At 61.5% G+C, this 5,616-nt stretch carries 5 protein-coding genes and 4 pseudogenes; 6 read left to right on the top strand and 3 right to left on the bottom strand.

Going from position 1 to position 5,616, the window contains the following annotated elements:
- The 3 pseudogenes from J8I34_RS33075 to J8I34_RS35635 all read right to left on the bottom strand — a co-directional run.
- Positions 1–127 (bottom strand): annotated as a pseudogene (locus J8I34_RS33075) (IS6 family transposase); the annotation flags it as partial.
- 471 nt (positions 128–598) lie between these two features.
- Positions 599–1,212 (bottom strand): annotated as a pseudogene (locus J8I34_RS33070) (ferritin family protein); the annotation flags it as partial.
- Positions 1,208–1,333 (bottom strand): annotated as a pseudogene (locus J8I34_RS35635) (hypothetical protein); the annotation flags it as partial. The pseudogenes J8I34_RS35635 and J8I34_RS33070, both read right to left, overlap by 5 nt.
- A gap of 192 nt (positions 1,334–1,525) precedes the next feature.
- Here J8I34_RS35635 and J8I34_RS33065 point away from each other — a divergent pair.
- From J8I34_RS33065 to J8I34_RS33040, 6 genes and pseudogenes are all read left to right on the top strand, one after another.
- On the top strand, positions 1,526–3,031 hold the full coding sequence (locus J8I34_RS33065) for a ferritin family protein (RefSeq protein ID WP_209777887.1): 1,506 nt from the start codon (positions 1,526–1,528) through the stop codon (positions 3,029–3,031).
- 24 nt (positions 3,032–3,055) lie between these two features.
- Positions 3,056–3,316 (top strand): toluene-4-monooxygenase system B family protein, encoded by a 261-nt coding sequence (locus J8I34_RS33060; RefSeq protein WP_115683905.1) that lies wholly within the window; start codon positions 3,056–3,058, stop codon positions 3,314–3,316.
- Positions 3,309–3,659 carry a monooxygenase system ferredoxin subunit gene (locus J8I34_RS33055; RefSeq protein ID WP_209777886.1) on the top strand — a complete coding sequence of 117 codons (351 nt, stop codon included), beginning with the start codon at positions 3,309–3,311 and terminating at the stop codon, positions 3,657–3,659. Before J8I34_RS33060 ends, J8I34_RS33055 begins: the two co-directional genes overlap by 8 nt.
- Before the next feature lie 19 nt (positions 3,660–3,678).
- Complete coding sequence (locus J8I34_RS33050; RefSeq protein WP_209777885.1) at positions 3,679–3,996, top strand: MmoB/DmpM family protein; 318 nt, start codon at positions 3,679–3,681, stop codon at positions 3,994–3,996.
- A gap of 12 nt (positions 3,997–4,008) precedes the next feature.
- Positions 4,009–5,007 carry an aromatic/alkene monooxygenase hydroxylase subunit beta gene (locus J8I34_RS33045; protein WP_209777884.1) on the top strand — a complete coding sequence of 333 codons (999 nt, stop codon included), beginning with the start codon at positions 4,009–4,011 and terminating at the stop codon, positions 5,005–5,007.
- A gap of 509 nt (positions 5,008–5,516) precedes the next feature.
- Positions 5,517–5,616, top strand: a pseudogene (locus J8I34_RS33040) (IS5/IS1182 family transposase); the annotation flags it as partial.

Below are 5,616 nucleotides of genomic sequence, written 5' to 3'. Positions count from 1 at the left end.
GATGCACGGTGGAATGGTCCACCGCGATGCCGCGTTCGGCCATCATTTCCTCCAGATCGCGCAGGCTCAATGAGTACACCACGTACCAGCGCACGCACAGCAGGATCACGTCCAGCGGATAGTGCAATCATTTTCTGGCCTTCAAGTTTCACGACCGCAAATTCTACTTCCGTACCGTTACTGCGACAGAACCTGGAGACTCCCACCTCCACAACCGAGGACTTCCCGTGTTCCGTGCGCTCTTCCTCTTTCATGCATGCCACCGCCAATACCCCGGCACGGCTATCAGGTGCATGTTTCGCTCACTTCCCTGATAGTGGCAGCCTTCCCCGCATCGACTGGCAGGTCGGCCCGTGCATCACCCTTTTCGAGGCTTGCTCAGCGTTCACTCACATTGCGGCCTGCGTGCTCGCCAGGTCACCTAGTGACCCTCTACACCGAAGGCTTCAGCCATTTTGTTACCTCCATGACTGCTCCGATTGCTACCGGCCGGAGCGAAAGTGGCCGGGCGGGATTCGCACCCGCTGGAAAAGCGCCGGCTTTGCACGGCGCACATCGAACTCGGGTGCCCCAAGTAAATCTTGCGCACCGGTAGCTAGCTCTGCGCGTACTTCTCCGGCTCGTTCTCGAAGATGTGCTGGCAGTGGTCGGGGCAGAAGTAAGACTTGTTTCCGAAGTAGCAGCTCTTGCGGTAGCAGATCTTCGTGGCATAACCAGGCTCGGTGAACAACATCGGGATCTGGCAGGTGGTGCACAGCATCGGCAGCGTCTTGTTGTAAAAGCGGCGGCCGTCCTGCGGACGCTCGTACTAAGCGTGGCCGATACAGCTTGTCGAAGCTCTCGGGATATTTCTGCGAAAGCCACTATTGCATCTCGCCGTCCGGCGGCAGGCACGTATGAGAAGGCGCCGCAGCCCGTAGTTTTGAAGGTGGCCCAACCTGGTGGCTGATATGGTCCTTGCCCTCGCGGACGCCCTTCCAGCCGCACGGCTCGCGAATGTCGTAGCGCACGAGGTCCTTGAACAGCGCACCGCCGCTGCCCTCAGCGTACATTTCCCATGCCTCCTTCTAACTCGTCACGCGCTTGGGCAGCATGTAGCCCTGCATCATCGCCGATGGTCAGCAGGCGGTAGCCGCGCCAGAACCACTTTTCGTTTCAGCGCTGCACGACGCGCCCGTTGCAGCAATTCCGCTCTAGCATGAACTCGATGCACCTGGTATTTCCAGTAGGCGTCCATGGTTGGGCGGAATGGGTCTTTCCGCTTGTCCCAGTCGTGGATTTTGATGCCTTCGTAGGGAAATCCACAAGGAACTGGTACCTTTTTGCGACGCACAGATCCGGGCCTCGAAATCCAATGGAGTAACCGCTATCCCTTACGCTCCCACGGCTTTGCAGTGCAGCATGACTGCACCGCCATGCCCGCTGGCATTGCATTTGCACAAGGGAAGGCGCTCCGGATCTGCGGGCTTTCGCAACCGGGACTGCAAAGCAAGAAGGTTATGACATCCACCAAGGAGAATATCCCATGGCGCTTTTGGAACGCGCAGCGTGGTACGACATTGCCCGCACAACGAACTGGACGCCGTCGTACGTCGCCGAGTCCGACCTTTTCCCGGAGGTCATGACAGGGGCACAGGGCGTGCCCATGGAAGTCTGGGAAACCTATGACGAGCCCTACAAGACGTCGTATCCAGAATACGTCCGCATTCAGCGCGACAAGGACGCTGGCGCCTACTCCGTGAAGGCCGCGCTGGAGCGCAGCCGCATGTTCGAGAACGCCGATCCCGGCTGGCTGTCGATCCTGAAGGCGCATTACGGCGCCATCGCGCTCGGCGAATACGCGGCGATGAGCGCCGAGGCACGCATGGCCCGCTTCGGCCGCGCGCCAGGGATGCGCAACATGGCGACGTTTGGCATGCTTGACGAGAACCGTCACGGGCAATTGCAACTCTACTTTCCGCACGACTACTGCCCAAAGGATCGGCAGTTTGACTGGGCGCACAAGGCCTATCACACCAACGAATGGGGCGCGATCGCCGCCCGCAGTACCTTCGACGACCTGTTCATGTCGCGCAGCGCGATCGAGATCGCCGTGATGCTTACGTTTGCCTTCGAAACGGGTTTCACTAACATGCAGTTCCTCGGGCTGGCGGCTAATGCGGCGGAAGCCGGCGACTTTACGTTCGCCAGCCTCATTTCAAGCATCCAGACGGACGAGTCACGGCACGCGCAGATCGGTGGCCCGGCACTGCAGATCCTGATCGCCAACGGGCGCAAGGAGCAGGCGCAGCAGCTCGTGGACGTGGCCATTGCACGCGCATGGCGCCTGCTCTCCCTGCTGACCGGCACGTCGATGGACTACGCTACGCCGCTGCAGCATCGCAAGGAGTCATTCAAGGCGTTCGTGACGGAATGGATCGTCGGCCAGTTCGAGCGCACCCTGATAGACCTCGGTCTCGACCTGCCCTGGTACTGGGACCAGATGATCAATGAGTTCGACTACCAGCACCATGCTTACCAGCTGAGCATCTGGTTCTGGAGGCCGACCATCTGGTGGAACCCGGCCGCCGGCATGACGCCGGACTGCCGTGATTGGCTCGAGGAAAAGTATTCCGGCTGGAATGACACGTTCGGCAAGGCCTGGGACGTCATCATCGACAACCTGCTCGCGGGCAGGAAGGAGCTCACCGTCCCCGAGACGTTGCCCATTGTGTGCAACATGAGCCAGTTGCCAATCTGCGCGGTGCCGGGCAACGGCTGGAACGTCAGGGATTATCCGCTCGAGTACAACGGCCGCACGTACCACTTCAATTCCGAGATCGACCGTTGGGTCTTCCAACAGGACCCCGTGCGTTACCGCGACCACCTGACCCTGGTCGACCGTTTCCTCGCCGGGCACATCCAGCCGCCCGACCTGGGGGGGGCACTCCTGTACATGAACCTCGCCCCCGGCGAGATTGGCGACGACGCACACCAGTACGCATGGGTGGCGGCATACCGCCGCCAGCGCGAACAGAACAAGACCGCCTGATGCGGCCATCAGATGGATAATGACATGGCACTGTTTCCAGTGATTTCGAATTTTCAATACGACTTCGTGCTGCAGCTCGTCGCCGTCGATACGGAGAACTCGATGGACGAGGTAGCGGCGGCCGCCGCGCACCATTCAGTCGGCCGTCGCGTAGCGCCCCAGCCCGGCAAGGTCGTGCGGGTGCGGCGCCAGGGGAGCGACCATTTCTATCCCCGCGATGCCCGGCTCGGCGACACCGATATCAAGCCGATGGAGTCACTCGAATTCATTTTTTGCGATGCATAAGGACACCAAAAATTTCCAGAAAGTCTCCACACTCGACGAGCTGTGGGAAGGCGACATGGCCGAGGTCGTGGTGGACGGCCACGTCATCGTACTTGTCCGCCCACGAAGCGGCACGCCACGCGCATTCCAAGGCATCTGCCCGCACCAGGACATTCCGCTCGCAGAGGGAAATTTCGACGGGCACGTACTGATGTGCCGGGCCCACCAGTGGACATTCGACGCCAACACCGGCAAGGGCATCAACCCCAGTGGATCCCGTCTCGCAGAGTATGCCGTCAGGGTAGATGGTGACGACATACTTATCGCTGTCGAAGGCGTCGAACCACCGTTCGCCAATTGCTGATATTGCAAAGGAATCGATCATGAGCAGGGACCACAACACCGCCGAGGCGTACCGAAACAACCGCGTCGGCCCCGTACTGCGCGCCAGCAGCATCACGTCCGGCGTCATCGAGGCCGCGCGGGACGACAACCCGGGTAAGGATATCCGCGTCGACGACAAGCTCGCATACGTGCGAATCGACACCGACGGCGAACTGATCCTGCGCCGGGCTACGCTGGAGGATACGCTGGGCCGCCCGTTCAGGATGTCCGAGCTGGAGGTCAACCTCAGCTCGTTCGCGGGTCGCATCGAGACCACGGACGACTACGTCCTCTTCTATTACAAAAAGACGCTGTAACCGGAGACGAGCATGACTACTCAACCGGACGTCCTCAAGCCGCTAAAGACCTGGAGCCACCTGGCCGCGCGCCGGCGCAAACCAAGCGAGTACGAGATCGTCTCGACGAATCTGCACTACACGACCGACAACCCCCACGCGCCGTTCGAACTCGATCCGAATTTCGAGATGGCACAGTGGTTCAAGCGTCACCGCAACGCCTCGCCGCTGAAACACGCTGACTGGAACGCCTTTCGCGACCCCGACGAGCTCGTCTACCGCACCTACAACATTCTGCAGGACGGTCAGGAAACCTATGTGTCCGGTCTGCTGGACCAGTTTTCCGAGCGCGGCCACGACTCCATGCTGGAGCACTCCTGGGCCGGCACGCTGGCGCGACTGTACACGCCGGCACGCTATCTGTTCCACACACTGCAAATGGGATCGGCCTACGTGACGCAGATGGCCCCCGCCTCCACGATCTCGAACTGCGCCGCCTACCAGACCGCCGACTCGCTGCGTTGGCTCACCCACACCGCGTATCGAACGCGAGAGCTGTCTCAGATCTTCGGCGACGTGGGCTTTGGCACCGACGAGCGCAGATGCTGGGAGCAAGATCCGGCCTGGCAGGGCTGGCGCAAGCTGGTTGAACACGCGCTCGTTGCATGGGACTGGGCAGAGTCCTTCATCGCCTTCAGCCTAGTATTGAGGCCGGCGATGGAGGAAGCGGTCTTGCGCGGGCTTGGCGAGGCGGCGCGCCACAACGGCGACACCCTGCTCGGCTTGCTGACTGACGCGCAGCTTGCCGACGCCCAGCGGCACCGGCGCTGGGCCGGCGCGCTCGTCCGCATGGCCCTGGAGACGCCAGGCAATCGTGACGTGCTGGCCGGCTCGATTGCCCGGTGGGCGGGGCTCGCGGACGATGCGATCGCGGCCTACTGCGCGGCGTTGCCCGACGCGCCGAACACGAAGGCACGTGCCTGCGCGGCCGTGCGCGACTTCCGGGACAACATCGGCCTGGCGGGCCTGTAACGCAAGAAGTGTCGGGAGATGCGACTCAACAGCCAGCATTGGAACCCTATGAACTGCCAGATATCGATCCGAAGGCGGCGCGGCGTTCACCGTCGCCGCGGAGGAAGACACACTGCTGCGCAGCGCCCCGCGCGCCGGCATGGCCTGCCAGCGGCGGTTCGAGGCGCGTCCACTTCTTCTAGGGCGCCCGGGGCTGCCCTCGACGTCCTGGAGAAACTCGCCGAAGACGAGCGCCTTGCGCCGTCGGTGGTACTGTGCGTACCGCAGAGCGCCTGGAACGGTCCAACGGGGTTCTCGAGCGTAAGCTGACAGCTCGGCTCGGCGATTACGACTTCTATTTTTGCCGGCCTCCTTGATCGAAACCGCGCAGGCGTTCTCGAAGCACAAGCACCAGGTGCCGTTCGGGAAGATCCGCTTCGACCGCTTTGTATTAGGGCAATGCTGATTAAGTCCTCCGCTTCATGAGGAAGAGCGTTATGTGAGGGAATCAAGAGCGCAAAGAGAAGAACATGAAGCAGATGACGTTGGCAGCGGGTGCAGATCAAGGGGCTGGATTCGAGCAATACCGTAAGCCGACGCGACGTGAGGCATTTCTGGCGACGATCGTGC

Source organism: Cupriavidus phytohabitans (assembly GCF_017815025.1).
In the GTDB taxonomy this organism is placed as follows: Bacteria; Pseudomonadota; Gammaproteobacteria; order Burkholderiales; family Burkholderiaceae; genus Cupriavidus.
The sequence above is the reverse complement of the archived record's forward strand: the minus strand, read 5'-3'. Positions and strand labels throughout refer to the sequence as shown.

Excerpts from the sequence above, each read along its gene's own strand:
- J8I34_RS33065 (WP_209777887.1), top strand. The coding sequence starts at position 1,526 with ATGGCGCTTTTGGAACGCGCAGCGTGGTACGACATTGCCCGCACAACG.
- J8I34_RS33060 (WP_115683905.1), top strand. The coding sequence starts at position 3,056 with ATGGCACTGTTTCCAGTGATTTCGAATTTTCAATACGACTTCGTGCTG.
- J8I34_RS33055 (WP_209777886.1), top strand. The coding sequence starts at position 3,309 with ATGCATAAGGACACCAAAAATTTCCAGAAAGTCTCCACACTCGACGAG.
- J8I34_RS33050 (WP_209777885.1), top strand. The coding sequence starts at position 3,679 with ATGAGCAGGGACCACAACACCGCCGAGGCGTACCGAAACAACCGCGTC.
- J8I34_RS33045 (WP_209777884.1), top strand. The coding sequence starts at position 4,009 with ATGACTACTCAACCGGACGTCCTCAAGCCGCTAAAGACCTGGAGCCAC.